General features: G+C 65.6%; 30 protein-coding genes. 15 read left to right on the forward strand and 15 right to left on the reverse strand.

All coding sequences use genetic code 11. The features are described from left to right. Window positions 1–22 precede the first annotated feature (22 nt). On the reverse strand, window positions 23–691 hold the full coding sequence (locus tag J7I79_RS19110) for a DUF1345 domain-containing protein (protein ID WP_214955908.1): 669 nt from the start codon (window positions 689–691) through the stop codon (window positions 23–25). 267 nt (window positions 692–958) lie between these two features. Here J7I79_RS19110 and rpsF point away from each other — a divergent pair, with 267 nt between their 5' ends. The 4 genes from rpsF to rplI all read left to right on the forward strand — a co-directional run bounded on the left by rpsF (window position 959) and on the right by rplI (window position 2731). Then, window positions 959–1264: a 30S ribosomal protein S6 gene (gene rpsF, locus J7I79_RS19115; RefSeq protein ID WP_055802737.1), complete on the forward strand. Its 306-nt coding sequence runs from the start codon at window positions 959–961 to the stop codon at window positions 1262–1264. A gap of 55 nt (window positions 1265–1319) precedes the next feature. Further along, window positions 1320–1895: a single-stranded DNA-binding protein gene (locus J7I79_RS19120; RefSeq protein WP_104174567.1), complete on the forward strand. Its 576-nt coding sequence runs from the start codon at window positions 1320–1322 to the stop codon at window positions 1893–1895. A gap of 126 nt (window positions 1896–2021) precedes the next feature. After that, complete coding sequence (rpsR, locus tag J7I79_RS19125; RefSeq protein WP_003800144.1) at window positions 2022–2261, forward strand: 30S ribosomal protein S18; 240 nt, start codon at window positions 2022–2024, stop codon at window positions 2259–2261. 17 nt (window positions 2262–2278) lie between these two features. Next, entirely contained in the window at window positions 2279–2731 is a 453-nt protein-coding gene (rplI, locus tag J7I79_RS19130; protein WP_011693939.1) for a 50S ribosomal protein L9, read from the forward strand. Window positions 2732–2854: 123 nt separating this feature from the next. Here rplI and J7I79_RS19135 read toward each other — a convergent pair whose 3' ends face one another. Further along, on the reverse strand, window positions 2855–3277 hold the full coding sequence (locus J7I79_RS19135; protein ID WP_214955910.1) for a DUF1801 domain-containing protein: 423 nt from the start codon (window positions 3275–3277) through the stop codon (window positions 2855–2857). Between the two features lie 149 nt (window positions 3278–3426). On the opposite strand from J7I79_RS19135, the gene J7I79_RS19140 reads away from it, so the two are divergent. Together J7I79_RS19140 and J7I79_RS19145 are read left to right on the forward strand one after the other, a co-directional pair. Continuing rightward, window positions 3427–4053 (forward strand): FMN reductase, encoded by a 627-nt coding sequence (locus J7I79_RS19140; protein ID WP_214955912.1) that lies wholly within the window; start codon window positions 3427–3429, stop codon window positions 4051–4053. A gap of 78 nt (window positions 4054–4131) precedes the next feature. Then, the gene (locus J7I79_RS19145; RefSeq protein ID WP_214955958.1) at window positions 4132–4509 is read left to right on the forward strand and encodes a zf-TFIIB domain-containing protein; all 378 of its coding nucleotides are present in this window, start codon (window positions 4132–4134) and stop codon (window positions 4507–4509) included. A gap of 73 nt (window positions 4510–4582) precedes the next feature. Here J7I79_RS19145 and J7I79_RS19150 read toward each other — a convergent pair whose 3' ends face one another. Both J7I79_RS19150 and J7I79_RS19155 read right to left on the reverse strand, forming a co-directional pair. Beyond that, a complete protein-coding gene (locus J7I79_RS19150; protein WP_214955914.1) occupies window positions 4583–5149 on the reverse strand; it encodes a hypothetical protein in 567 nt (188 codons plus the stop codon). A gap of 2 nt (window positions 5150–5151) precedes the next feature. Next, window positions 5152–5619, reverse strand: a complete 468-nt coding sequence (locus tag J7I79_RS19155) for a hypothetical protein (protein WP_214955916.1) — start codon at window positions 5617–5619, stop codon at window positions 5152–5154. Window positions 5620–6311: 692 nt separating this feature from the next. On the opposite strand from J7I79_RS19155, the gene dnaB reads away from it, so the two are divergent. Beyond that, on the forward strand, window positions 6312–7694 hold the full coding sequence (dnaB, locus tag J7I79_RS19160; protein WP_104174562.1) for a replicative DNA helicase: 1383 nt from the start codon (window positions 6312–6314) through the stop codon (window positions 7692–7694). Between the two features lie 9 nt (window positions 7695–7703). Here dnaB and J7I79_RS19165 read toward each other — a convergent pair whose 3' ends face one another. Further along, window positions 7704–8708: an acyl-CoA thioesterase gene (locus J7I79_RS19165; RefSeq protein WP_214955918.1), complete on the reverse strand. Its 1005-nt coding sequence runs from the start codon at window positions 8706–8708 to the stop codon at window positions 7704–7706. A 417-nt stretch (window positions 8709–9125) separates the two neighbouring features. On the opposite strand from J7I79_RS19165, the gene J7I79_RS19170 reads away from it, so the two are divergent. Then, on the forward strand, window positions 9126–10106 hold the full coding sequence (locus J7I79_RS19170) for a hypothetical protein (RefSeq protein WP_251043032.1): 981 nt from the start codon (window positions 9126–9128) through the stop codon (window positions 10104–10106). Window positions 10107–10217: 111 nt separating this feature from the next. On the opposite strand, the gene J7I79_RS19175 is transcribed toward J7I79_RS19170, so the two are convergent. Further along, on the reverse strand, window positions 10218–10652 hold the full coding sequence (locus tag J7I79_RS19175; RefSeq protein WP_214955920.1) for a DoxX family protein: 435 nt from the start codon (window positions 10650–10652) through the stop codon (window positions 10218–10220). Between the two features lie 404 nt (window positions 10653–11056). Here J7I79_RS19175 and J7I79_RS19180 point away from each other — a divergent pair, with 404 nt between their 5' ends. The 5 genes from J7I79_RS19180 to J7I79_RS19200 all read left to right on the forward strand — a co-directional run bounded on the left by J7I79_RS19180 (window position 11057) and on the right by J7I79_RS19200 (window position 14193). After that, on the forward strand, window positions 11057–11458 hold the full coding sequence (locus J7I79_RS19180; RefSeq protein WP_214955922.1) for a transposase: 402 nt from the start codon (window positions 11057–11059) through the stop codon (window positions 11456–11458). A 27-nt stretch (window positions 11459–11485) separates the two neighbouring features. Further along, on the forward strand, window positions 11486–11707 hold the full coding sequence (locus tag J7I79_RS19185; RefSeq protein ID WP_214955924.1) for a hypothetical protein: 222 nt from the start codon (window positions 11486–11488) through the stop codon (window positions 11705–11707). Between the two features lie 4 nt (window positions 11708–11711). Next, entirely contained in the window at window positions 11712–13082 is a 1371-nt protein-coding gene (locus J7I79_RS19190) for an MATE family efflux transporter (RefSeq protein WP_214955926.1), read from the forward strand. A gap of 68 nt (window positions 13083–13150) precedes the next feature. Continuing rightward, window positions 13151–13747 carry a hypothetical protein gene (locus tag J7I79_RS19195; RefSeq protein ID WP_214955927.1) on the forward strand — a complete coding sequence of 199 codons (597 nt, stop codon included), beginning with the start codon at window positions 13151–13153 and terminating at the stop codon, window positions 13745–13747. A gap of 83 nt (window positions 13748–13830) precedes the next feature. Next, window positions 13831–14193, forward strand: coding sequence for a hypothetical protein (locus tag J7I79_RS19200; protein ID WP_214955935.1), 363 nt, complete (start codon window positions 13831–13833; stop codon window positions 14191–14193). 34 nt (window positions 14194–14227) lie between these two features. On the opposite strand, the gene J7I79_RS19205 is transcribed toward J7I79_RS19200, so the two are convergent. Continuing rightward, window positions 14228–14770: a CGNR zinc finger domain-containing protein gene (locus tag J7I79_RS19205; protein ID WP_214955937.1), complete on the reverse strand. Its 543-nt coding sequence runs from the start codon at window positions 14768–14770 to the stop codon at window positions 14228–14230. 158 nt (window positions 14771–14928) lie between these two features. Here J7I79_RS19205 and J7I79_RS19210 point away from each other — a divergent pair, with 158 nt between their 5' ends. Next, window positions 14929–15921 carry a DMT family transporter gene (locus J7I79_RS19210; protein WP_214955961.1) on the forward strand — a complete coding sequence of 331 codons (993 nt, stop codon included), beginning with the start codon at window positions 14929–14931 and terminating at the stop codon, window positions 15919–15921. 119 nt (window positions 15922–16040) lie between these two features. Here J7I79_RS19210 and J7I79_RS19215 read toward each other — a convergent pair whose 3' ends face one another. Then, a complete protein-coding gene (locus J7I79_RS19215) occupies window positions 16041–16304 on the reverse strand; it encodes a hypothetical protein (protein ID WP_214955939.1) in 264 nt (87 codons plus the stop codon). Window positions 16305–16512: 208 nt separating this feature from the next. Between J7I79_RS19215 and J7I79_RS19220 the strand changes: the two genes are divergently transcribed. Next, window positions 16513–16785 (forward strand): DUF2277 domain-containing protein, encoded by a 273-nt coding sequence (locus J7I79_RS19220; protein WP_104174555.1) that lies wholly within the window; start codon window positions 16513–16515, stop codon window positions 16783–16785. Here the strand turns inward: J7I79_RS19220 and J7I79_RS19225 are convergent. The 7 genes from J7I79_RS19225 to J7I79_RS19255 all read right to left on the reverse strand — a co-directional run. Then, window positions 16782–19118: a cation-translocating P-type ATPase gene (locus tag J7I79_RS19225; protein ID WP_214955941.1), complete on the reverse strand. Its 2337-nt coding sequence runs from the start codon at window positions 19116–19118 to the stop codon at window positions 16782–16784. The genes J7I79_RS19220 and J7I79_RS19225 overlap by 4 nt on opposite strands. A 40-nt stretch (window positions 19119–19158) precedes the next feature. Further along, window positions 19159–19389: a heavy-metal-associated domain-containing protein gene (locus J7I79_RS19230; RefSeq protein ID WP_214955943.1), complete on the reverse strand. Its 231-nt coding sequence runs from the start codon at window positions 19387–19389 to the stop codon at window positions 19159–19161. An 84-nt stretch (window positions 19390–19473) separates the two neighbouring features. Continuing rightward, window positions 19474–19821, reverse strand: a complete 348-nt coding sequence (locus tag J7I79_RS19235) for a metal-sensitive transcriptional regulator (RefSeq protein WP_214955944.1) — start codon at window positions 19819–19821, stop codon at window positions 19474–19476. A gap of 98 nt (window positions 19822–19919) precedes the next feature. Further along, window positions 19920–21128 carry an MFS transporter gene (locus J7I79_RS19240; RefSeq protein ID WP_214955946.1) on the reverse strand — a complete coding sequence of 403 codons (1209 nt, stop codon included), beginning with the start codon at window positions 21126–21128 and terminating at the stop codon, window positions 19920–19922. Between the two features lie 220 nt (window positions 21129–21348). After that, the gene (locus J7I79_RS19245) at window positions 21349–21882 is read right to left on the reverse strand and encodes a DinB family protein (protein ID WP_214955948.1); all 534 of its coding nucleotides are present in this window, start codon (window positions 21880–21882) and stop codon (window positions 21349–21351) included. Beyond that, on the reverse strand, window positions 21879–22385 hold the full coding sequence (locus J7I79_RS19250; protein ID WP_214955950.1) for a universal stress protein: 507 nt from the start codon (window positions 22383–22385) through the stop codon (window positions 21879–21881). The genes J7I79_RS19245 and J7I79_RS19250 overlap by 4 nt, the downstream gene beginning before the upstream one ends. A 108-nt stretch (window positions 22386–22493) precedes the next feature. Beyond that, window positions 22494–23086 (reverse strand): NAD(P)/FAD-dependent oxidoreductase (locus tag J7I79_RS19255; RefSeq protein ID WP_214955952.1); only part of this gene is annotated, 593 nt, incomplete at its 5' end.

Raw genomic sequence — 23086 nt, forward strand, 5'->3', positions numbered from 1 at the left:
GCCCGGTCCATTCGGCCCGTACTCAGGCCAGTCCGATTACCAGGTTGATGGTCGTGGCGAGGATGACGGTGCCGAAGACATAGGAAAGCAGGCTGTGCTTGAGGGCCTCGGCCCTGATGAGGTGGTTCTGAAGATTGGTGTCAGACACCTGGTACGTCATGCCAAGGCTGGTGGCGAGATAGGCAAAATCCGTGTACTGCGGCGGCCGCTCCTGGTTGAAGTCAATGCCGCCCACCTCCCGTGCGTCGCGTTTGCCGGTGCTGTAGTAGAGCTCGGCGTAGCGCAGGGTGAAGAGTGTCTGCACCAGGATCCAGGACAATGCGACACACGCCAGGGCCAGGAGCCCGCCGTTGAGTCGCGAGCCGCCGTCGGCCCTGTGCGAATCCACGACGACTACGGCAACGGCGGCCAGGCTGGCAACGTTGGCCACCAGGATCAGCAGGTCGGTTGTTCTGCGGGACGGGTCCTCCGACGTCGCATGGGCCCGCGTCCCGGCGGGGTCGAGCCTTCCCACCACAAGCCACACCCAAGCCACGTAGACCAGCGCGGCGCTGCCCCAACCGACGGCCGGCGCTTCGACCCAGTGCCCGGACAGCCCGGTTGCTGCCGCGGTAGCCAGGCCTGCCGCGACCATGGCAAAGAACCGCAGCCGGCTTCGTCTGATCCTGGCGGGCGGAGGGCTGGTGTCCATGTGTCGTTACTCTAGCCAAACAAACAGACCGGGCCCCTTTCCCGCACGCTTTTCCACATAGCGTCCGGGGACGTTTCCGCCCGGCGCGGCCACGGGACTAGCCTGAACGGGTCACGAATCGCCGAAACCGGCCTAAATGCACTAAGATATTGAAGTCTGTGCTGCGTCCTGGCTCCGTTTTGGTGACCGGGCGTGCATGGCATCGCAAATGAACCTCCTGTTACGGAAATGCCGTAACCGCTTAGCCCAAAGGAGGTGGGTTCACATATGCGTCCTTACGAATTGATGGTAATCATCGACCCCGAGGTCGAAGAGCGTACCGTTGAGCCAACGCTTCAGAAGTTCCTGAACGTCATCACCAACGATGGTGGAACCATCGAAAAGGTTGACATCTGGGGCCGTCGTCGCCTGGCTTACGAAATCAAGAAGAAGTCTGAAGGTATCTACGCAGTGGTGAACTTCACCGCCAAGCCGGACACCGCCAAGGAACTTGACCGCCAGCTGAGTCTCAATGAGACCATCATGCGCACCAAGATCACCCGCCCCGAAGAGCAGAAGGTCGTTGCTGAGTAATTTCAGCTCCCGGCATTCAATCTTTACCCCGCAGGAACGAACAAGGAGGCAGTAGATGGCAGGCGAAACCACTATTACGGTCATCGGTAATCTCACCAATGACCCCGAACTGAGGTTCACACCGTCAGGTTCGGCAGTAGCGAATTTCACCATCGCTTCTACGCCCCGCACCTTCGATCGCCAGTCGAATGAGTGGAAGGACGGGGAAACCCTGTTCCTCCGCGCCTCGGTTTGGCGTGAAGCAGCCGAAAACGTCGCGGAATCCCTTACCAAGGGCATGCGCGTTATCGTCAACGGCCGTTTGAAGAGCCGTTCCTACGAAACCAAAGAAGGCGAAAAGCGCACCGTTATCGAGCTCGAAGTCGATGAAATCGGCCCGAGCCTGCGCTACGCCAACGCCAAGGTCAACCGCACCCAGCGCTCCGGCGGTCAGGGTGGTCAGGGTGGCTTCGGCGGCGGCAACAGCGGCGGTGGATTCGGTGGCGGCCAGGGTGCAAACCAGGGCGGCAACACCGGAGGAACTTGGGGCGGCAACCAGCCCGCAGCGCAGGAAGACCCCTGGGCAACGCCCGGTGTCAGCAATGCGGGCGGCGGCTGGGGCAACGGCCCGGATTCCGAACCTCCCTTCTAACCAATAATTCAGGTCCGGCGCCGGAACCCGCCGGGATGCCTCACGGCTCCCGGGTGAGTGCCGCCGTCGAACCACCACCATCCCGTGGATCAATATCCACGGGCTCCATAGAATAGGAGCTCCACGATGGCTAAGGCTGAACTCCGTAAGCCCAAACCAAAGTCCAACCCCTTGAAGGCCGCTGACATCACCGTCATCGACTACAAGGACGTAGCATTGCTGCGCAAGTTCATCTCCGACCGCGGAAAGATCCGCGCCCGTCGCGTCACTGGCGTCACGGTGCAGGAACAGCGCAAGATCGCCCAGGCAATCAAGAACGCCCGCGAAGTTGCTCTGCTGCCTTACTCCGGCGCTGGCCGCGGCTAAGGAAGGGATTAACTAAAATGGCAAAGCTCATTCTGACCCACGAAGTAACCGGTCTCGGTGCTGCTGGCGACGTTGTCGAGGTCAAGGACGGTTACGCACGTAACTTCCTGCTGCCCCGCGGTTTCGCTCTGACCTGGTCGAAGGGTGGCGAAAAGCAGGTTGAGTCCATCAAGGCTGCCCGCGTTGCCCGCGAGCACGCTTCCCTGGAAGATGCTCAGAAGCAGGCTGCTGCACTCTCCGCCAAGCCGGTCAAGCTCGTTGTCAAGGCTGGCGAAACCGGACGCCTGTTCGGCACCGTCAAGCAGGGCGACGTGGCCGACGCTGTTGAGGCCGCTGGCCTCGGCCGCATCGACAAGCGCAAGGTTGAACTGCCGGCACACATCAAGTCGGTTGGTTCCTACCAGGCCAACGTCCGTCTGCACGACGACGTTGCCGCTGTGATCGAACTCGACGTAGTCGCAGGCAAGTAGTCCCTCCGGCCCTTCGCCAGAGCGCTACGCAGTCCTGAACTGCTGAAGGCCCCCGCATTCGGATTCCGCTTCGGAACCGAACGTGGGGGCCTTTGTCTTTGACGCCCGGTTCCCACTTGAGTCCTAGTCCTGGTGCATCACGGTGGTGGAGTGCCGGTGGCCTGCCCGGATGAGTTCGGCCAGCACCGCCTCGTCCACGTCGTCCAGCACGTTGACGTACAGGCACCCCGCGCCCACCTTGTGTTTGCCCAGCCGCGGCAGCAGGTCCGCCGCCTCGGGTGCGTAGGTGAGCCCGTACAGAGAAAGGCTCCCCTTCCGGGGGGAAAACCCCACAGCAACGGTGTCTCCCTCACGGCCGCTCTCGTACCGGTAGTGGTAACTTCCGAAGCCAACGATGCTGGGACCCCACATCACGGGTGCCTCCCCGGTGTTTTCCTTCATGAGGGCCAGAAGCCGCAGGCCATCGTTTCGCCGGGCGTCGTTTTCTACGCCGTCCAGGAAATCCTGCACGGACGCGTCGGTTGCCTGGGTCTTGTTTTCAGCCATGACGGCAGTCTGGCAGACGCCGCCCGGGTTGTCAGCATGCCCGCCCGCGGTGCCCCGTCGCTGCGGAATAAACACGAGGATGCGTGGGTTGAGTAGGTAGATGCAAACGCATATACTCTGGATTTACCGTTGACCTTCAGGAGAAAACCGTGGAAACCCGCCGCATAACCGTCCTTTCCGCCGGCCTCGGCGTACCGTCGTCGAGCAGGCTTCTGGCTGACCAGCTGGCGGTCGCAGCCGAACAGCGGCTGGCCGCAGCAGGCTACGCCGTGGCCGTGGACGTTGTGGAACTCCGTGACCTCGCGGTGGACATCGCCAACAATTTTGTGACGGGCTATGCGGGCCCGCGCCTCGCTGAAGTCATTGCCGGCGTGGAGGACTCGGACGGCATCATCGCGGTCACGCCCGTCTTCAGTGCCTCGTACAGCGGCCTCTTCAAGTCCTTCATCGACGTCCTGGATCCGAAGTCGCTGGAGGGCAAGGCCGCCCTCCTCGGGGCAACCGGCGGCACCGACCGCCACCAGATGGTCCTGGACTATGCCATGCGTCCCCTGTTCAGCTACCTGCGGACTCGCACAGCGGCCACCGCCGTCTTCGCCGGCCCCCAGGATTGGGGCAACACGGACGACGGCGGTTCGCCCCTTTCGGTGCGGATCGACCGGGCTGCGGATGAGTTCGCGGGGCTGCTGACGGCTTCCCGGCCGCGGCGGAAGCCCGAAGCCGCCGAGTCCCTGCCGTTCGAACAGCTGCTGGCCGGAATCTCGAGCGGGCGGTAGGAACAGAGCGCGGGTCCTCGGCAGCTGGCCGCGGTGGACACTCCGAACTATTCCGGGGCCCTGCTCGTTGTGCCGGTCATGAAATGCCCTGTGGATTCAGTAGACCTAATCATGAGCGAACGCAGCGGAGTGGAGATCGATTACTGTCCGCAGTGCCGCGGCGTGTGGCTTGACCGCGGCGAGTTGGACAAGATCATCGACAGGGCGGCAGATCTGATGGGTCCGGCCGCGCCGGCTGCGCCGGCTGCCCCTCCCGCCCCGGGGCTCATTCCGCCGCCGCTGTACAACAACAACCTGGACCCGCGCCGCGATGACAGGCGTCCCGATGATCGCCGCTATGACGAGCGGCGGGACCGGCCCCGGTACGATCAGCCCCGGCATGACGACCGGCGCTATGACGACCGCAGGCGGCCCAAAAAGAAGGAAGGCTGGCTCGGGGAGCTTTTCGATTTCTGACAAGGGCCCCGGCGGCCCGCATTAACAGCGGGGCCACGCCTGCGGGGTCAGGCGGGCTGCCCCGGCTGGAAGCTCAGTCGTCGAGCAGGGCGATGAACTCTCGGGCCTGCTTCATGGAGATGTCCGAGTGCCGCGTCAGCGCCATTGCCGCGGCTTCCGTGTCGCCGCTTCTGGCCAGCGTGCGGATCCGGCCGTAGATCTCGTCGTTCAGCATGTTGCTGCTGACCTCGCGGGTGACATCGCCTTTGCTGGCGATGGCGCGGTAGCGGTACGGGAAACGCTCGGGAGCGTCGTCGTCGTCATTCTCCGGCTCCTCAGGGGCCGCTGAGTGGAAGGGCTGCGGATTGGCCGCCAGGGCGCCGACGGCGTCACGCGAGGCCCGCAGGCCCTCTCCTGAGGCTTCGTAGTAGAGCTTGATGGCCGCCATGGCCTGCCCTTGGGCGATCAGGGCGTACAGGCGCCGGTGCTGTTCCTCGGTGAGCTTGGCCGCCGCGGCCCGGGCCAGTTCCGCAGGGTCCCCGGGCGGCGTACTGCCACTCGCCCTGTTGCCGGCGGTGCGGCGTCCGACGGCGCGGGCCACCAGGAGGACGCCCGCTCCCACGAGGAGCAGGATCAGAACGGGGATCACTAGCGATTCCATTACTACAGCCGATCTACATAATTCTTGGCGGTCAAGAGATCCGAATGCGTTGCCTGCCGCAGCAACTTGATGGCCTGGAGTTTGTGGCCGCTGCGGGCCATCGACTGGAGCTGCAAGGCGAACTGCGGGTTCAGCTGCCCGCCGGGGAGGACCGGTCCCTGGTAGCCGTGCATGCCCACGCCCGGACTGGAGCCGGCCTGGGCGCTCAGGGCCGCCCGTGCGTGGTCGGCCTGCTGCGACTGCTGTTGCTCGTTCTGGCTTGGCCGGGTGGAGGCGTCAACCCGCGCCCGCGCGGCCGTGGCTGCCTTGACCTGGGCAGCGTAGTGAGCCTGCGACCGGAGGGCCAATTCCAGTTGATAGCGTTCCGCGTCGGAGATGCCGGTGTCCCGTGGTTTCAACGCCGTTGAAACCCCCCAAATCACTGCCACCAGAATGAGGGCAGGCAGCATAACTACTAATACATCGCCCATGAATAGAGCTTATGCCAGTTCACCGTTATCCACAGCATATTCTGACGGACGCATACAGCCCGGGTGGGTAAACCGTCAATTCGAGCCAGGTGTCATGGCGTACATCACAATGCGCGTATATTCTGCGTCACTACGCCTCTCCTACTGGCCAGTATCCCCAATGTAAACCTGCAAGCTGTGGATGAACGTTCCCCAAAAGAATCTTTCATCCACAAGCCACTTTGAACGTTTCCGCAGGTCAGGGGCACATTGGCGGCGAAAGTTTTTTGGTATCCACAGGTGACCACACAGGCTGTGCACAAGCAGGGACCCCTAATCCACAACTTATCCACAGGTGTGCATGTATGCGGGCTTGGTGGCCGGCGGAACGGGTACTAACGTAGCGGGATACCTGTTTTTGGGGCGTTGGTTCCTGTTTTCGATAGTCCGGACAGGCCTGCTGCGGGACAACCGGAAACGGACTCGGACGCTCAATTGTGGATAACCTCCGCAAACTGGGGATAACCGGATTAGCGGCCGGAAGGAGCGGACGTCGGCGCTTTGCCGACGCCGGAAAACTGTCAGTGCCTGCTGGTACTACTGGTCCTGCTGGCCAGCGGGGACTTCCGCTGCGCATGGCAGCCCACAGGCAGATAGCTACAGCACCGCCGGCATTGAGAAACCGCCGCGGTACACAATGGAGGACGGCAGCTTTGTCAGTTACGCACCTGGACTCAATCGAGGGCACCCGGAGTTCCGAAGGCAACCGAAAGCCGCCCCAGGACATCCCTGCTGAGCAATCAGTTCTCGGCGGCATGATGCTGTCCAAGGACGCCATCGCCGACGTCGTCGAGATCCTGCGGGGCCAGGACTTCTACCGCCCGGCCCACGAGACAATCTACGAGGCCGTGATTGACCTTTATGGCCGCGGCGAGCCTGCCGATGCCGTGACCGTGTCTGATGAGCTGACCAAGCGCGGAGAGATCAACAGGATCGGCGGCCCCGCCTACCTGCACGAGCTCATCCAGACCGTACCTACTGCAGCCAACGCCGGATACTATGCGGAGATCGTTGCCGAGCGTGCCGTGCTGCGGCGGCTGGTAAATGCCGGCACGAAGATCGTCCAGCTGGGTTACGGCTCAGACGGTGAAGTGGAAGACCTCGTCAACCAGGCCCAGGCCGAGATCTACGCCGTGGCCGAACGACGTACGGCTGAGGACTACGTTGTCCTCAAGGACGTCATGGAATCCACTGTGGACGAGATCGAAGCCTCGGGCCACCGCGGCGAAGGCATGACGGGCGTGCCAACGGGCTTTTACGAACTGGATGAACTCACCCACGGCCTGCACCCGGGGCAGATGATCGTCATCGCCGCCCGCCCGGCCGTCGGCAAGTCCACGTTCGCCCTGGACTTCGCCCGGTCCGCGGCCATCAAGAACAACCTGGCCACGGTGATGTTCTCCCTGGAAATGGGCCGGAACGAAATCGCCATGCGCCTCCTTTCCGCGGAGGCCACCATCGGCCTCCAGGACCTCCGTAAGGGCACCATCAAGGACGAACAATGGTCCAAAATCGCCACCACCATGGGCCGGATGAACGACGCCCCGCTGTTCATTGACGACAGCCCGAACATGTCGCTCATGGAAATCCGCGCCAAGTGCCGCCGGCTCAAGCAGCAGCACGACCTCAAGCTGGTCATCCTGGACTACCTGCAGCTGATGAGCTCCGGTAAGAAGGTCGAATCCCGTCAGCAGGAAGTCTCAGAGTTTTCGCGTGCACTGAAGCTGCTGGCCAAGGAGCTCCAGGTGCCCGTGATTGCCCTTTCGCAGCTGAACCGTGGCTCCGAACAGCGGCAGGACAAGCGGCCCATGGTCTCGGACCTCCGTGAGTCGGGATCCATCGAGCAGGACGCCGACATGGTTATCCTGCTCCACCGTGAGGACGTCTACGACAAGGAATCGCCGCGCGCCGGCGAGGCGGACATCCTCATCGCCAAACACCGTAACGGCCCCACCAAGGACATTGTGGTGGCGTTCCAAGGGCACTACTCGCGCTTTGCCAACATGGCGGCTGACGCCGGAGGCGGCGGCTTCTAGACCGCCGGGCTACGTCGCCTGCCGCGCCGTGGCCGTTTGCTGCGCCGCGCCACCGGCCAGCAGGTGGTTGGGCAGCCGGTTTCCAGGTGCCCGGCCCCGGATCTCCAGCAGTTCCCGGGCGTGGGCGTGCAGGCGCTTGTCCTCCTCGGAGACCGGCACCCAGGGCAGAATGGGCACCGAGTTCCCGGCGGCGTCGCGGGCCACCATGACGGTCAGGCAGTAGGTGGTGAGGTTCATCTCCCGGCCCTTGGGATCGCCGGAACGGACGTGCACGGCAATGTGCATCCCCTTGGTGCCGGTGTACACCAGCCGCGCTTCCACTTCCACCACGTGGCCGATCAGCAGCGGACGATAGAAGCGCACGCCGCCGGAGAACACGGCCACGGTGTCCTTGCCGCAGTACCGCGAAGCGCACACATAGGCGGCCTCGTCGATCCATTTCATGACGATGCCGCCGTGCACCTTGCCTCCCCAGTTCACATCCGTGGGAGCGGCCATAAAACGGAGGACAACCCGTTCGGCGGTTCCGGCGTCCGTGTATTCCTGCGCGTTCATTGCCTGGACGATGTCTTCGCGGACCTTGATCCGTGCCAGGGCGTGGCTGCGCTCTTCGATTTCCTCTGCGGTGGACGGCTCGAACTGCGTGACGGGTACCGGCTTCCCGTCCGGGCCCACGGCCACGAAGATGACCATGCACTGGCTGCGCATCGTGGCCGGGCCGCCTTTGGGGTCACCGGAGGACACCACGGTCCGGATATGCATGGAGGAGCGCCCGGTGTAGACGATCGTGGCAGTGACCTCCACCATGTCGCCGCTGTTGACCGGATCGGCAAAGTGGATATTGCCCACGTAGGCGGTCACGCAATAGGACTTGGACCAGCCGACGGCGGCAGCGTAAGCAGCCTTGTCAACCCACTCGAGGACCGTTCCGGCGTCCACGGAACCGCTGTGGCCGACGTCGGTGGGGGCCGCAAGGAAGCGGAGGGTCACTGAATTGGCGGCAGTCTCGCTCATGCTGAGAGTTTACTGATGACCCGGCGTACCGCCCGGTCGGAATGACACAAACGCCGCCCCACCCGCCATATGCGGGGTGCTCCTGCGGCCCGCCGGTCTCTCGGCGCCCCGGCGACCTGACGCCTCCCTTCCCCGCCTCTCCGGTGCGGCGGCATTGGCTGCATCGGCTCTGGTACTGAGCGGCTGCGCCGGTACTGCTCCCGGAAGCGTCGGCGCTGCCGCCGGAGCCGGCGCGCAAGCCATGGGGCGGGCTCCCGAGTCCGCCGCCACCCAGGAAGTCCAGAGCCCGATGCCCAGGCTGGTCATGACGCACGCCGAGGGCATCACGGTGCTCGACGCCGCGTCGCTGGACGTGGTGGGCGAGGCAGAGCTCGCGGGCTTCAACAGGCTGAACCCGCGGATGACGGCCGTCATGTCCTGGTATCGACAGGCAGCGCCTTCCGGGTGTTTGATCCCGGCGTCTGGACCGAAAGGCATGGCGATCACGGGCATTCCCATGCTGCGCCGCCGGCCCTTACGGACACCGCGTTTGAGGCGATCAAGCCCGGCCATGCCGTATTCCATGCCGGCAGGACAGCACTTTTCAGTGACGGTTCGGGAAAAGTTGAAATCTTTGACCCGGCCGGACTGGCGGAAGAAGGCGGGGACCTTCCGGGGACTGATGTCTACACGACGCCGGAAGCCCACCACGGCGTGGCGGTGCCGCTGAAGGACGGCAAGCTGCTGGTAACCCCTGGTGACAATGAGGCGAGGCGGGGAGTCGCCGTCCTCAGTGCCGGAGCGGGCCAGGACCGGACCGAACTGGTGCGCAACGAGGACTGCCCGGGCGTGCATGGCGAGGCGTCGGCGGGGCAGGACGCCGTTGTGGTGGGCTGCGAAAACGGCATGCTGATCTACCGCGACGGCCGCATTTCCAAGGTGGCCAGTCCTGACACCTACGGCCGAATGGGGAACCAGGCGGGATCGCCGGAGTCACCCGTGGTCCTGGGCGACTACAAAGTCGAAAGGGAGGCCGAACTGGAGCGTCCAACACGTGTGTCACTCGTGAATACCGACACGGCGACCCTCCGCCTCGTGGAGCTCGGCACCAGCTACTCGTTCCGCTCGCTGGGCAGGGGCCCCGAGGGCGAGGCTCTGGTGCTGGGGACCGACGGTGCCCTGCGGATCATCGATCCGCTGACGGGAAGCATCATGTCCACCGTTCCGGTGGTGGAGGCGTGGGAGGAGTCCGAGGCGTGGCAGGACCCGCGCCCCACATTGTTCGTGCAGGGCTCCACTGCATACGTCACCGAGCCGGCTCGCCGGGTGATCCATGCCGTGGACCTTGCGTCGGGCGGTGTCAGTAAATCAGCTGAGCTGCCGCACGTGCCCAACGAATTGACGGGAGTCGCCGGCTAGTATTCCAAGATCGGAATATTTGTTTGGAGTCCACGGAAAACGACGCCGGGCCGGCCACCTTGGTGACCGGCCCGGCGTCGTGCGGGTTTCTTTGTTTCGGGGGACGGCTGCTTAGGCGAGGACGCTGAGCCTCGAGTTGTTGCGGCCGAACAGGGCGCGGTCCACGGCCACCTTGCCCGCGCCGGTCAGGGCAATGGTGAGGGCTCCGGCTGCAAGCAGAAGCACGAGCTCGTAACCGCCCGTGGCGGCGAAAACACCGGCAGAGGCGTGGACAAGGAACAGAGCGCCGAGCATGTCCAGCGCGAGAAGTGCGGCGAAGATGCGCGTCAGCACCCCGAGGATCAGCGCGATGCCGCCAACAAGCTCGAGGGTGGCGACAGCGGGGGCTGCCAGTTCAGCGGCCGGTACGCCCATCTTGGCGAAGGAGGCCTGGGTGCCCGCGATGGTCCACTCATTGAACTTCTGCCAGCCGTGGGCCGCGAAGAGGAATCCAGCTATGACGCGCAGGATAGTGAGTGCTGTGGTGGTCAGGGTGGACTGGTTCATGGGAGTTTCACCATTTCGGAGATCGGTGGGACATTGCCGCGGCGCCGTGAGGACCGCGCTATTGAAAGTTCAATAATTAACACTGCCAAGAATTAGTTGAAGAGTCAACCATATGAGGCGGCATGTGACGGGTCTCTCCCGCCAGCGGCCCAGCGGCCCAGCGGCGCTGTCGCGCCGTGGTGGGAGAAAGTGCGGGTCTGCCCGCCGACGGGCTCTGGCTGCGGTTGAGGCTGAGGGCCGATCATGGAGATGTCTGCCACGGTCGACGCCGGTGAACTGCGCGACCTGACCCGGGCCCGGCCCATCGCCACCCGGGACCGGACCCGTGAAATCCAGCGAACGCAACCCGGAAGTCCTCGCCGGCCCTCGCCAAGGGAACCCTGCGCTCCAAAATCCCCGAGCTCGTGGACGCGCTCACCGGCCGGTTCAAGGCCCGCCACGCGTTCATGGCCCGGCTGCATTTGGACCAGATCGATTCCCAATCCCGCATCATCGATGCGCTCACCGGGCGGATCGAGGAGGCGATGACACCCTTTCGTGCCGCCAGGGAATTCCTGGCCACCATCCCCGGAGTCTCACTCAAAGTCGCCGACGTGATCATCGCCGAAACCGGTGCCGACATGTCCCGCTTCGAAACCCCCGGCCGGCTCGCGTCCTGGACCGGTGTCTGTCCCGGCTCCAACGAATCAGCCGGCCGGATCAAATCCGCGCACATCCTGCTTGGCAACAAATACCTCAAAGCCGCCCTGGGCACCGCGGCGCTGTCCGCTTCCCGGGGCAAGGAAACCTATCTGGCCGCCAAATAGCGGCGCATCGCCGCCCGGCGCGGCCCGATGAAAGCCATCGTCGCCACCGAACACTCCATCCTCACCGCGGCCTGGCACCTGCTCGCCGACGGCGAATGCTATGCCGACCCCGGCGCCGACCACTTCACCCGTCTGGACCCGGTCAAAGCCAAAACAACGCCATCAAAAAGCTCAACAGCCTCGGTTTCGACGTCACCATCACCCCGGCCACCGCAGCCTGAGGCACCTACGACTTTCGTATTAGGCTGAATCCGTGCCAGAATCACCCGCCACCGCCGAAGTTGTTCCCGCCGGCCGGAACACCCGGGAAATCCTTCGCCTAGCCGTCCCGGCCTTCGGTGCCCTCATCGCCGAGCCGCTCTTCCTTCTGGCGGACTCGGCCATCGTCGGCCACCTCGGTGTGGCACAACTGGCAGGGGTGGGGCTGGCGTCCGCGGTGCTCCACACGGCCGTTGGCCTCATGGTGTTCCTGGCGTACTCCACCACCCCGGCGGTTGCCCGGGCCATCGGCGAAGGCAAGCTCCCCAAGGCACTGGCGGCAGGCCGGGACGGCGTCTGGCTGGCACTTGTCCTGGGCCTGGTGCTGGCAGCGGCAGGGTTTACCGGTGCCGAGCTCCTGGTCGACCTGATGGGGGCAACGGGCGATGTCCGCCAGTTCGCCGTCGACTATCTCCGCTGGTCCATGCCCGGACTCGTGGCCATGCTCCTGATTTTCGCCGGCACCGGGGTGCTGCGCGGCCTGCAGGACACGCGGACGCCGCTGGCCGTGGCATCGGCGGGCTTCACCCTGAACATTCTCCTCAACCTGGCCCTGGTCTATGGACTGAATTGGTCCGTGACCGGTTCCGCCGTGGGCACCAGCATCGCCCAGTGGGCCATGGCCCTGGTGTATCTGGTCATCGTCCAGCGCAATGCCCGCGACCACGGCGTGCCGCTGCGGCCGGACTGGCGGGGAGTGCGGGCCATGACCAAAGTGGGGTCCTGGCTCATGCTGCGGACGCTGAGTCTGCGCATCGCGATCCTCGCAACGGTGCTCGTGGTTACGGCCCAGGGCTCCGTGAACCTGGCCGCCCATCAGCTGGCCATGACCATCTTCACGTTCCTGGCGTTCGCCCTGGATGCCCTGGCCATCGCCGCCCAGGCCCTGATCGGCAAGGAGTTGGGTGCAGCCAATCCTGCCAAAGTGCGCGAGCTGACCCGGACCATGATCCGCTGGGGTGCGGGTTTCGGTGTGGTCACCGGTGTGTTGCTGGCCGTTGCGGCTCCGTGGGCGGGCGGCCTCTTCACGTCCGACGCCGGCGTCCAGTCCGCGCTGATGCTCTCGCTGTGGGTGCTCGCCGTGGGACAGCCGCTGGCCGGCTATGTTTTCGTCCTGGACGGCGTCCTCATTGGTGCCGGTGACGCGAAGTACCTGGCGATTGCCGGCGTCGTGAACCTTGCGGTGTACGTGCCCCTGCTGGTGGCGGTGCGGCTCGCCGCTGTCGACGGCGCCGCCGGCCTCGCCTGGTTGTGGGTTGCCTTTTCGCTGGGCTACATGTCCGCCCGCGCTGTGACCCTGGGCCTGCGGGCAAGGACCGATAAGTGGATGGTCCTGGGTCCGTCGCAGGCCGGTTCCCGGGGCTGACCAGCCGGTTCGGCGGGCCGTTCGCGTGCCCGGTTCGCGTGGAATCCGCTGCGCACTAAACTGGACGCGTGACCCTCCCCGCATCTCCTGCCGATCCTGCTGCCCTCACCGCTCCCGCTGCGGACCTGTGGAAGCCGGTGCTCACCAGAGCCGTGGTAGCCCTTGCCTTCGGCGCGGTGACCGTGTTCTGGGCGTCGCCGTCGGCATCCGAAATGGGCTGGGCGGGCGGCCTCTACCTGCTGGCCACCGGTGTGACGCTGCTGCGCGGAATCCGGCAGTTTGGCATTGCAGCCAAGCAGCCGGCCGGCAAGGCCATGGCCGCAGCCGGCGCTGCCATGACCGGGGCCGGTGTTGCCGTGGTGTTCCTGGGCGGTGAACTGGTGTTCGGTGTCATCGCGGCGCTTGGCCTGGGCCTGCTGGGGGCAGCGGAACTCTACCTGGGAATCCTGTACCGCGGCCGCAGCGTCCTGGCGCGCGACTGGATGGCCTCAGGCGTGATCGGCCTGGGAACTGCTGTGGCCCTGCCGTTCTTCATCAGCCTCGGAGCGCATGCCCTGCTGGGTGTGGCCGGCGGCGGGGCGATCATTTCCGGCGTTCTTTGGATCCTGGCTGCCCTGACCCTGCGGCACGATGCGCGGACCGTTTCCAGTGAGGCCGTAAACTAGTACGGAACGGTTCTACTTCGTGTAGAACAAGCGCTTGACTAAAGGCGGCAGGGCCCCGGCCGTGCCGCACGGGAGGAAACACCTTGGCACACCAGAAACCAGGAGAACCGCGCAATGTGCGGACCTCGGTCAAGGGACCCCTCATGTTCTCCGCGTTCTGGGCTGTCCTGGCGTTCTTTGCCGTGCTGATCTTCGCCTCCGGGGGCAGTTCCCGGGCTCCCCGTTTCGATCTCGCCTTCACCGGTGCCGGCATTGCATTCATCGTGACCCTGGTCATCGCCGCGATGCTCTCGATGAGCCACAAGGACAACCCCGACCACCTGGGCAAGGGTTCCGGTGTCAATCTGAGTTCGAAAAAGTCCTCCGGGCACGGTGGCTATTCCGCCCGTCCGGAGTCCCAGGCCCCGGGGACGCCGGATTCCGCGCCCGGCGCCGATCCCCGCTAGATCTTCGGGCGCCGGTTCCTGCCGGTGCGGTTTCCTATGACGCCGCCTTCCGCGCACGGTAAGCGGCCACATGCGCCCGGTTGGCGCAGTTCCCGGTATCGCAATACCGCTTGGACCGGTTCCGGCTGAGGTCCAGCACCACGGCGTCGCAATCTTCCGCGTCGCACACCAGCATCCGGTCCATCTCCTTGGTGCGGATCACATCCACCAGTGCCATGGCGGCTTCGGTGCTCATTCTGTCCGCCAAAGGGGCTTCCCGCGTGGTGGCGTGCAGATGCCAGTCCCATTCATCGTGCTTGATCAGCTGCGGCAGGGCACTGGCTTCGCGGAGCAGCCGGTTGACCGTTTCGACGGCCGAGTCCTCCTCCATGGTCCAGAGTTCGGTGAGTTGGCCCCGCAGTTTATGGACGCTGGCCAGTTCAGCCGCGTCCCGGGCCCTCGCGCCGGAGAACCCTTCCTCGTGGAGAAAGCGGTCCAAATCCCCGACCGTGGCGAGGTGCTCCTCGCCGTTGGCGGCGCTGTTGATCAGTCTCACCACGGTGCGGAGTGCTACCTCAGTGTCAGGGGCAAATACCATCTTGACTCCTTACAGGGTCCGGGCGTAATGTCATGACCATTACCCCACTTTACTCCTGACAGGAGGCAGCCGTGCCTGCCGTACGCAAACGCGCCGAAGCGTCCGTCGAGGGGGCCGTTTCCCGGCCCGGCGCCCGCCGCGGTCCCGCTGCCGGCTTTCTGGCGTCCGGGCTCGGCGTTGCGCTGTTCTCCTCGGCGGTTTTCGGACTTTCCGGATCATTTGCGAAAGCCCTGCTCGAAACCGGCTGGACGCCCGGCGCCGCCGTGACGGCACGACTCACCGGAGCGGCGATAATCCTCGCCGTCCCGGCCGTCCCAGCCCTGCGCGGCCGCTGGAACCAGCTGAAGGACAACTGGCTGACCATACTGCTGTTCGGACTGATCGGCGTGGCGGCCTGCCAGCTTTTCTACTTCAACGCCGTGGCGCGGCTGTCTGTAGGCGTTGCCCTGCTCCTTGAGTATCTGGCCCCGGTGATCATTGTGCTTTGGCTGTGGGCGGCCAGCCGCCGGCGGCCTCGCCCCCTGACCATTGCGGGAACGCTGTTTTCGCTGGGCGGACTGATCCTGGTGCTGGACCTGACAGGTGCAGTGAAGATTGATTTCGTCGGTGTCCTCTGGGGAATCGCCGCAGCTGTCTGCCTGGCCATCTACTTCTTCATCACAGCCAAGGAGAATGACACGCTACCGCCGATTGTCCTGGCGTCCGGCGGCCTGATGGTGGGTGCAGCAGTGATGTGGCTGGCCGCAGCCACGGGCCTTCTGCCCATGGCCTTCAGCGCGGCGGACACCAAGCTGGGGCCGTGGGTCACGCCATGGTGGGTTTCGCTGGGCGGCCTGATTGTCCTGGCCACAGTCCTTGCCTACGTTTCCGGCATTGTTGCCGCACGGGCGCTGGGTTCCAAAGTGGCGTCCTTCGTGTCGCTCACCGAAGTGCTCTTCGCCGTTATCTGGGCATGGCTCCTGCTCGGTGAACTCCCCGGTCCCATCCAGCTCCTCGGCGGGGTGCTCATTGTCGGCGGTGTGGTTCTGGTCCGGGTGGACGAACTCCGGGGGTCGCGGGCGGCAGCCGCCGCTGCGGGCGGCTCCGTTTCGGACACCGCGGCAACGCTCGCGCCGCTGGATCACGCGAACGACGTCGAGCCGGTCCCCTAAGCGGGGCACGCCGTGCCGGCCCCTCGGTCCGGTAACAGCCGGATACCCCGGACGCACGGATGCCCCGGACGCTGTGTGGCGTCCGGGGCATCGGCATGTCGTCCCTGTGGGAGGCCTTCCTAGCGGGAAGCCTCTTCCTGCTGGGAAGCGTTCTTGGTTGCCTGCTTGCCGGCTTCCTGCAGCGCCTGTGCCACCTTGGCCAGGGCCGTCACGTGCGAACCGGACCACTCGCTGCGGAACTTGTCCGCGTCCGGGCCCTTCCAGTCAGTGCCGTCAAGAGCCTTCGACAGCTGCGACTTCTGCTTCTCAATCTCGGACGAACCAGCCTGAAGCTTGGTTCCGAGTGCCTTGAGCTGAGCAATGTCTGCGCCCCACATAGCCATTAGTTATCTCCTTTAGTCAACGGACCCGATCCGATCGGCTCCCCAGCGGCCCCCGGCTCATCCGGAAGATCCATTACCTAGAACCTATCCCGCGGCCCAACCCACCGTCGATGGGCACCGCTCCCCATGCACCACTCACCGTGCGGAAGACGTCAAGCAGCACAGGCAGGGGGTCGATCCCAGGCGTTCCAGAGCCTAGCATGGGCATATGTGCCGGAATATCCGAACCCTCCACAACTTTGAACCGCACGCCACCTCCGAGGAGGTGCACGCCGCCGCCCTGCAGTATGTACGGAAGGTCAGCGGCAGCACCAAGCCCTCAAAGGCCAATGAGGAGGCCTTTGAGGAGGCCGTGCACGAGATCGCCCACATCACCCAGCACCTGCTTGATTCGCTGGTGACGCATGCCCCGGCCAAGCACCGGGACGAGGAGGCCGCCAAGGCGCGTGCCAGGGCGGCTGTCCGCTTCGGCGCCGCCTAAGCGCCCCGGCCGGTTGCGGATGGCCGGCCGAAGCTGCGGAGCCGCAGTGAGTTGGCCACCACCAGCACCGAACTCGCGGCCATCGCAGCGCCGGCGATCATTGGATTCAACAAACCCAGCGCCGCCACCGGAATGCCGACGGCGTTATAGAAGAATGCCCAGAACAGGTTGGTCTTGATGGTGGCCAGCGTCCGCCGGGACAGCTCGATGGCCTGCGCCACCTGTCCCAGATCGTTGCCCATCACGGTGAGGTCCGCCGCTTCGATGGCCACATCCGTGCCCGAGCCCATGGCGACGCCCAGGTCGGCCTGCGCCAGGGCCGCAGCGTCGTTCACCCCGTCGCCGGCCATGGCGACCGTGGCCCCGCCGGCCTGCAGTGTCCGCACGGCGTCGACCTTGCCGGCCGGCAGCACCGCGGCAAACACATCGTCCGGAGCGATGCCGACGGCGGCTGCCACCTGAGCAGCCACAGCCGCATTGTCCCCGGTCAGCAGGATCGGCCGGAGGCCCAATTGCCTTAGCCGCGCAATCGCATCAGCCGAGCCAGGCTTGATGCTGTCCCGCAGCGAGACGATCCCCGCGGCCTCCCCGTCCACGGCAACCCAGATGGCAGTGGCCCCGGACTCTTCGGCGGTCTGTAGCGCCTCCATCTGTTCCGTCGTTACGGGTATGTGGTTTTCCCGCAGCCAGCCTGTCCTTCCGGCCGTGACCAGCTGGCCGGCCACGTGGCCGGAAACCCCGCCGCCCGGCGCGGAACGGAAGTGTCCGACGGCGGGAAGCTGCCCGCCGTCGTCGTTCAGGCGCTCCGCGGAAAGCGCAGCAGCCGCGATGGCGTGGGCGATGGGGTGCTCGGAAGCGGCCTCCACCGCCCCGGCAACGCGCAACACCTCTGCACTGCTGTAGGTGCCGAAGGCCAGGGTGCCGTCAACGGCAAGACGTCCGGTGGTTACCGTGCCGGTCTTGTCCAGCAGGATGGTGTCGACTGTTCGCGTGTCTTCAAGCACCTGCGGGCCCTTGATCAGAATCCCCAGCTGGGCGCCGCGCCCGGTGCCGGTGAGGAGGCCAACCGGAGTGGCCAGGCCCAGGGCGCAGGGGCAGGCGATGACCAGCACCGCCACGGCGGCGGTGAAGGCTGCGCGCAATTCAGCATCGGTGATGGCGGGCCCGGCAGTCAGCAGCCAGGCGGCGAACGTGACGACGGCGATGACCAGCACAATCGGAACGAACACCGCGCTGATGCGGTCCGCGAGACGTGCGATCGGAGCCTTTCCGGTCTGCGCCTGGGAAACCAACCGGGCCATCTGGGCCAGAGTGGTTTCCGAGCCCACCCGGGTGGCGCGCACCAGGAGCCGGCCGGACGTGTTGATTGTTGCCCCCGTGACAAAGCTGTCCGGACCCACCTCGACCGGCACCGACTCACCCGTGACCAGGGAGGCGTCCACCGCGGAGGCGCCGTCGATCACCATGCCGTCGGTGGCGATCTTCTCACCGGGACGGACCACCATAACGTCGCCAACCACCAGCTGATCGGCCGGAATCCTCAGCTCCGCGCCGTCCGCCAGCACTGTGGCATCCTTCGCGCCCAGGTTCAGCAGTGCCTTCAGGGCGTCGCCCGCCTTCTGCTTGGCGTTTGCCTCCAGGTAGCGGCCCAGGAGAAGGAAGGTCGTGACCACGGAGGCCACCTCGAAGTACAGGCCACCCGACCCCATTTCCATGCCCGGGTGTTCGGTCATGCGAGGATCGGCCAGCAATTGCCAGGCAGAGAACAGGTAAGCGGCAACGACGCCGATGGAGACCAGGGTGTCCATTGTTGAGGCGAAGTGCCGGGCGTTGATGGCCGCTGCGCGGTGGAAGGGCCAGGCCGCCCAGCTCACGACGGGCAAAGTCAGGGCGCCCACAACCCAGCCCCAGTCGGCGAACTGGAACGCCGGGAACATCGAGATCACGAACACCGGGACCGTCAGAACGGCTGCGACCGTCAGTCTCGGCTTGAGTTGGGCGGCGCCACCGTGTGCCATGTGGTCAGCAGGCGCGGCGCCACCGAAGCCAGGCGCATCGGTTTCGTGGCCGGAACCTTGGCTCGGGTAGCGCGGGGGGCGGATCTTTGCCTTGTAGCCTGCCGCTTCCACTGTGGCTGTGATCTGGTCGTCGGTGATGCCGGGCGGGACCGTGACCTGGGCGGACTCGAGGGGCAGATTTACCGAAGCTTCCACGCCGTCGAGCTTTCCGAGCTTGCGTTCCACGCGGCTGACGCAGGAAGCGCAGGTCATGCCCTCGATGTCCAGTTCAATCACCCGGTTTCCCGGCTGGTGCAGCAGTTGCTCGTTACTCACAGGGTGTCCTCTGTCCTCGGTCCTGGTGGGGGTGGGCGGGTCAGGCTTCGTTGGCCACCACAAGATAGCCGGCCTCAGCCACTGCTTCCCCGATTTCGGAGCGCGAGAGCGCCTTCTCGGACATGATCGTGACGGTGGAAATTCCGCCTGCGTTGAGGTCGACGTCGATCGCTTCCACGCCTTCCAGCGCTTCGAGTTCTTCGCTTACGGAGGACACGCAATGTCCGCAGGTCATGCCGGACACGCTGACGGTGGTGGATACGGGGCTCATGGTTGCTCCTTTTTCTCGGCGGTGCCGGTGGTGCCGGACTGACCCGGTTGGATCAGCCGGAAGGTGTGGCGGGCGGGGTTGGGTTTACCGCAGCAGGCGCCCGATGGCATCGGTGGCCTCCTTGACCTTGAAGTCGATGGTTTCCGCGCGAAGTACAGGGTCCGGCTCAGAGGCGGCTCCGACGACGCAGTGGCCAATGTGCTCCTCGACCAGGCCGAGGCTCACCGCGTGCAGGGCTTTATTTACCGCGGCAACCTGGGTCAGGATGTCGATGCAGTACTTGTCCTCATCCACCATCCGGGCGATTCCGCGGACCTGCCCCTCGATGCGTTTAAGCCTGCGCAGGTACGCGTCCTTGTTTGAGGTGTAGCCGTGCTGCGGGGCGGATTCGGCGTCCGCAAACCCGGTGCCGGCGTCTTCAGGTGAGTCCATATGCACAACATATACCCCTGAGGGGTATAACACAAGTACCCCCTGGGGGTATGCCGCGAGTCTCCGGTTTGCGTCGCCTGCGCTTTTACGGTGCGGGTTCAGGGCCTCGGTTCAGGGGACTCCGCAGGAAGCCCGCTGCGCCCAATGCTGCCGATGCCCAGGAGGGACGTGGCGGCGACGGCCGCGGCGAGAACTCCGAGTCCCAGGGGCAGTGCCGAAGCTGTGGCGACGGCACCCACCAGGAGGGGGCCGCCGGCGTCGCCGAGTTCCCGTCCCAGCTCGGCTGATCCCATGGTCCGGCCCAGCCGCTCGGGCGGAGTGGTGGCGGCGAGGTGCGCGAAGCCCAGCGGTGTTGCGGTGCCGATGCCCACACCGATGGCCGCAGCCGCGCCGAAGATGGTGACCGGCCCGGGAAACAACGCCACGGCTGCGATTCCGGCCGCCGTCAGCAGCAGTCCGGCTGTCATTCCCGGTCCGTCAGGGAGTCGGCCCTGATCGCGCAGGCGGCCGATCCACGGCTGTGTCGCGGCGGACGTGAGGGCCAGCAGGCTGACGGCGGCCACGGCGGCGACGGGGTCCAGGCCGTGCCGGGTGGCTAGTGCGGGAAGGAATCCGATGGCTGTGCCCAGGGCGCCGGTGGCTGCCGCCAGGACCAGCGTGGGAACAAGGAAACTGCGGTGCGTGACCTGGCGGGCAAGGTCCAACACCGTGTACCGGGGCCGCGGCAGAGGGTCCAGCCGGGGCAGCGCCGCCATCGCCCACACCGCGGTGGCTGCCGCCAGGACGCCAAGGGCGGCGAAGAGGAGGGGGAAGCCGCCCAGGAAGATCAGCGCAGCGCCGATCAGGGGACCTGCGACATAGCCCAGGCTTTTCCACGAACCGTAGCGGCCAAAGTAGGTGCCGGCGCTGCGGCCGGCAAGCCTCGCGACCATCGCGGAGGAGGCCGGTGAAAAGGCCGAGGCGGCCGCGCCCTGGCCAATACGGGCGAGGCCGAGCATGAGGGGGTTCGCCCCCCAAAGCCCGATAAGCGACATCAGGGCGAAGGCGAGGAGCCCCGCCACGACTACCGGCTTGGTGCCGATGCGGTCACTCAGGGCGCCGAACACGGGTTTTAGCACCACCTCCGCCAGGTCATAGACGGCCAGGAGGATACCCAGGTTGAGCAGGCTCAGCCCGATGTCACCGCTGTGGGCGCCCATTCCGGCGGCGATGCTGTGTGCGCCGAAGGCTGTGACGAAGCCGGCCGCGTACAGCGGGGCAGTCACCGCGGCTGTTGCGGTGGGGGAGTGGCTTGGCGCTGAGGTCACGGGATTGCTCCTGAGGGGCGACCGGGGCCACAAGGGAAATCCGGCGGGACATTAAAAAGCTCCGGAGTGCGTTATTGGGGGATACGCACTCCGGAGCAGCTTTTGGGGCAGGTCCAACATCTTCCTGCGAAATCCAGCATACTTGGCGGCCGCGGTGAGCGCTACCACTCTGAATAACTACTTTCGCTTTAGTTTCACAGGGTCTTTCGTCCCGACTTTCCTACGGTGTTCTTCCGGGGCCGAGACTGAGCTGCGCGGCATGGAAGTCAAAGTGCAGGATGGGATAGGCATAGACGTCCGCCACGGACATCCAGGGCGTGAAGAACGGGTCCCAGCAGTCGGGAAAGGACATTTCCCGGGCCATCGACGCAGCTGACTCGCCCTCCATCCGCCGCTCGAGTGACCGCGTGGCCCGTCGGAGCTTCGCCGCCATCCGCTTCCGGTTGAACACCCGGGCCGCTGCTTTGGAGCCCAGGTAATTGACGACGTCGAACGGCGCAGTTCCGGCGTTGAGGATCCGCGCGAATCCCCTGCTAAATGGGGCTGGAAGGGCTGCGAACATGCGAGCCAGGGGCAGCAGCGCCTGCACCACCATGTAGCCGAAGACCATGTGGAAAAGCAGCTCCTCATTGGTCCAGCGGGTGCCCGCGCTGCGGCGGCGGAGGTCGGCGTCGGACGCAGCGGCCAACCATAGCTCCAGTTCCCTGCAGTTGCGCCCGTAGCCGTGATGAATGGTGCCCGGAGCGTTCGTCACTCCGGTTCGTCCCGGTGGGCACCCATGCGGGCGGGCACTACGAGGACGGGGCGGTCCTGGTGGTGGGTCAGCCACGCGGCTACGGAACCGTTAAGGGCAGCCGAGATGCGGTGCCCCAGTCCGCGCTCGGGCGTGCCGACGATAATCATGGAGGCGTTTGCCTCTGCGGCCACGCGTCCCAGGGCGCGGGCAGGGTCTCCGGCCAGGACCCGGAGTGTCCACTCAACGGACTTGCCGGCGCAGGCTGCCCCAACAACGGCGCGCAGCTCTTCGCTCGCGGCGCGGACATCAGCGTCGTCCTTGTCAGGGTGCAGGGACAGCCGGTGCGCGGAACGCGCAGGGTCCCACTCGACCAGGTAGCTTGCCTCATCCACGTAGGCGCACAACAAGGGGAGGCCCATCTTTTCGGCGAGGCCGCCGGCAAACCGCAGTACCTCCGCATGCTGGCCGGGCAGCACCCCGACCACCAAGGGAGGAGGTCCGCTGAAGCGTTCAGGAGACATACTCCATTGTGGCCCCGCGTGCAGCGCTTGAACAGCGCTTGGCAACCGCTTCCAGGCGGTCGGGCCACGGCTGCGTCAGAGTCCGTTCCACTCCCGTTCCGGCATGGTTTAGGCGTGGGTGGGTTCTTCCACCAAGGCGGTGGCGATGCTGTCCGCGTCGTCCAGGGCGGCCAGGTAACGTTCGGCGTCCAGGGCGGCGGCGCAGCCGGTGCCGGCGGCGGTGATGGCCTGGCGGTAGCGGTGGTCCACGGCGTCGCCGCACGCGAAGACTCCGGTCAGGTTGGTGACGGTGGTGGGCGAATCGACCTTGATGTAGCCCTCGGCGTCCAGGTCCACCTGCCCGGCCACCAGCTCGGTGCGCGGCACGTGCCCGATCGCCACGAAGATTCCGGTCGCGGCCTGTTCGCGGGTTTCGCCGGTGCGGGTGTCCTTCAGCGTCACCCCGGTGACCTTGCCGTCACCGTGGATGGCGCTGACGGCCGAGTGCCAGGCGAAGCTGATCTTCGGGTTGTCCTTGGCCCGCTGGGCCATGATCCGGGAAGCGCGCAACTCACCCTTGCGGACCACGACGGTGACGGACTTCCCGAAGCGGGTCAGGAAGGTCGCTTCCTCCATGGCGGAGTCCCCGCCGCCGACGACGATGATGTCCTGGTCGCGGAAGAAGAATCCGTCGCAGGTGGCGCACCAGGAGACGCCGTGTC

Origin of the sequence: Arthrobacter sp. ISL-69, from assembly GCF_018613775.1 — a bacterium.
Classification (GTDB): domain Bacteria; phylum Actinomycetota; class Actinomycetes; order Actinomycetales; family Micrococcaceae; genus Arthrobacter.

Coding starts and splice junctions, on each gene's coding strand:
- J7I79_RS19110 (WP_214955908.1), bottom strand. CDS start 691: ATGGACACCAGCCCTCCGCCCGCCAGGATCAGACGAAGCCGGCTGCGG.
- rpsF (WP_055802737.1), top strand. CDS start 959: ATGCGTCCTTACGAATTGATGGTAATCATCGACCCCGAGGTCGAAGAG.
- J7I79_RS19120 (WP_104174567.1), top strand. CDS start 1,320: ATGGCAGGCGAAACCACTATTACGGTCATCGGTAATCTCACCAATGAC.
- rpsR (WP_003800144.1), top strand. CDS start 2,022: ATGGCTAAGGCTGAACTCCGTAAGCCCAAACCAAAGTCCAACCCCTTG.
- rplI (WP_011693939.1), top strand. CDS start 2,279: ATGGCAAAGCTCATTCTGACCCACGAAGTAACCGGTCTCGGTGCTGCT.
- J7I79_RS19135 (WP_214955910.1), bottom strand. CDS start 3,277: ATGGCTGAAAACAAGACCCAGGCAACCGACGCGTCCGTGCAGGATTTC.
- J7I79_RS19145 (WP_214955958.1), top strand. CDS start 4,132: ATGAAATGCCCTGTGGATTCAGTAGACCTAATCATGAGCGAACGCAGC.
- J7I79_RS19150 (WP_214955914.1), bottom strand. CDS start 5,149: ATGGAATCGCTAGTGATCCCCGTTCTGATCCTGCTCCTCGTGGGAGCG.
- J7I79_RS19155 (WP_214955916.1), bottom strand. CDS start 5,619: ATGGGCGATGTATTAGTAGTTATGCTGCCTGCCCTCATTCTGGTGGCA.
- J7I79_RS19165 (WP_214955918.1), bottom strand. CDS start 8,708: ATGAGCGAGACTGCCGCCAATTCAGTGACCCTCCGCTTCCTTGCGGCC.
- J7I79_RS19175 (WP_214955920.1), bottom strand. CDS start 10,652: ATGAACCAGTCCACCCTGACCACCACAGCACTCACTATCCTGCGCGTC.
- J7I79_RS19185 (WP_214955924.1), top strand. CDS start 11,486: ATGAAAGCCATCGTCGCCACCGAACACTCCATCCTCACCGCGGCCTGG.
- J7I79_RS19205 (WP_214955937.1), bottom strand. CDS start 14,770: ATGGTATTTGCCCCTGACACTGAGGTAGCACTCCGCACCGTGGTGAGA.
- J7I79_RS19215 (WP_214955939.1), bottom strand. CDS start 16,304: ATGGCTATGTGGGGCGCAGACATTGCTCAGCTCAAGGCACTCGGAACC.
- J7I79_RS19220 (WP_104174555.1), top strand. CDS start 16,513: ATGTGCCGGAATATCCGAACCCTCCACAACTTTGAACCGCACGCCACC.
- J7I79_RS19230 (WP_214955943.1), bottom strand. CDS start 19,389: ATGAGCCCCGTATCCACCACCGTCAGCGTGTCCGGCATGACCTGCGGA.
- J7I79_RS19235 (WP_214955944.1), bottom strand. CDS start 19,821: ATGGACTCACCTGAAGACGCCGGCACCGGGTTTGCGGACGCCGAATCC.
- J7I79_RS19250 (WP_214955950.1), bottom strand. CDS start 22,385: ATGTCTCCTGAACGCTTCAGCGGACCTCCTCCCTTGGTGGTCGGGGTG.